The organism is Cellulomonas sp. NPDC058312, from assembly GCF_042880135.1.
Classification (GTDB): Bacteria; Actinomycetota; Actinomycetes; order Actinomycetales; family Cellulomonadaceae; genus Cellulomonas.
On record NZ_JBHVZE010000026.1, the window covers coordinates 1 to 1,399 of the forward strand.

Below are 1,399 nucleotides of genomic sequence, written 5' to 3' on the forward strand. Positions count from 1 at the left end.
ATTATGCGGATGCTCACTGCGCACTCCTTGGGACGGTTGATCAAGCGTGACCGAACGTCACGAATGTGACCAACTATGGACCAGATTTGGCCCAATGTCCATTATGTGACCAAAAGTCACGTCCTCGACCATTGGTGGTGCCTGTGAGAAGATGTGAACCGCGCACGGCGAATCGAAGGGGTGAGAGTGATCGGTACCGAGGCCAGTGACCCCACGTCGGCGGGTGTGATTCCCGAGTTCGATCTGACCGACCGCATGCGCAAATCGCTTCGCCACGCCGGCCTTAGTGCCGGGGAGATGGCGGAATTCCTGGGGGTTGCTCGGGAGTCGGTCGGACGGTGGCTCAGTGGCGCACGCAATCCTTCGGTTCAAACTTTGAGGCTGTGGGCTTCTCGTACCGGGGTTTCGTACGAGTGGCTCCGTTCAGGGCATGGGCAAAGTGCGGAGGGTGACTAACATTCGCCGGGATCGATCATCCATTCGAACGCGCTCGGCATGTAGTGAACTCTGTCCGCTCGCGTGAATCGGCGACACGCCGCCGTTTGGGTTGACAGCAAGCATTGAGCGCCTTCCGTTACGCAATTGTTACAATAGCGAGCGAGTTATCCACAGGCACCGAATTGGCCCCCAGCTTGATCCACATGACACGTTTGGTCTCACCCCCATGTCTCAACCACCCCTTGAGGCGTTCTAGAGGAGTTCTTCCCCATTGCGGTCTGATCGCGGAAATCGCATCATGGGTCTTGCGGGTCAAGCCCGCCGAGCCGCAGCGGGAAAGCGGCTGCCTTCCTTATACATTGCCGCGACGGCAAGGTTGACCGCAGAAAGGGGCGCGAAATGTCCGACCGCCGATTTGAAAAGAAGGCCACTCTGGGTGCCTCCGGGGCGGATGTGACGTACGTGTCTTCTCGACAGTTCAGCAAGATGGCAAACGCTGAAACTCCGATTCCTTCCCAGTTGAGCCAGAGGTTCGCTGCTCGCCGCGCAGAAACTCACTAAGGGTGCCGGGGTTTGTCTACGAGCCCATCTCGAAGACACACGACATAGGTTTCTTTCAATCTGGTGACGATGGCCTAGATCGATGGCTAGTCAAGGAATCGCTCCCCGCTCACAGCGGGGGGCTTTCCCGTACCCACGTCTCCCGCAAGGCCGATGACGAGGACCGCCAGGTGACGGGATTTTTCACTCTTTGTCCCACCACGATCGTGGACTTTGAGGGTAAGCGTAATGACGGCTACCCGGGGTATCTACTCTGCAAGTTGGCACGCTGCGAATCCGTGAAGGGTACTTCCCACGGAACTGACCTTCTCGTCGAGGCAATGGTTCGGTCCGTGCAAGCTGCTGATGCAGCGGGGGGCCGTTACCTCGTGGTCGACCCCGTTGTCGATGACGTTGACAC

General features: G+C 58.3%; 1 protein-coding gene. It reads left to right on the forward strand.

Translation table 11 applies throughout. From position 1 onward, the window contains the following. The first annotated feature begins 255 nt into the window (after positions 1–255). Positions 256–456, forward strand: coding sequence for a helix-turn-helix domain-containing protein (locus ACFVXN_RS18445; protein WP_389235979.1), 201 nt, complete (start codon positions 256–258; stop codon positions 454–456). Positions 457–1,399 lie beyond the last annotated feature (943 nt).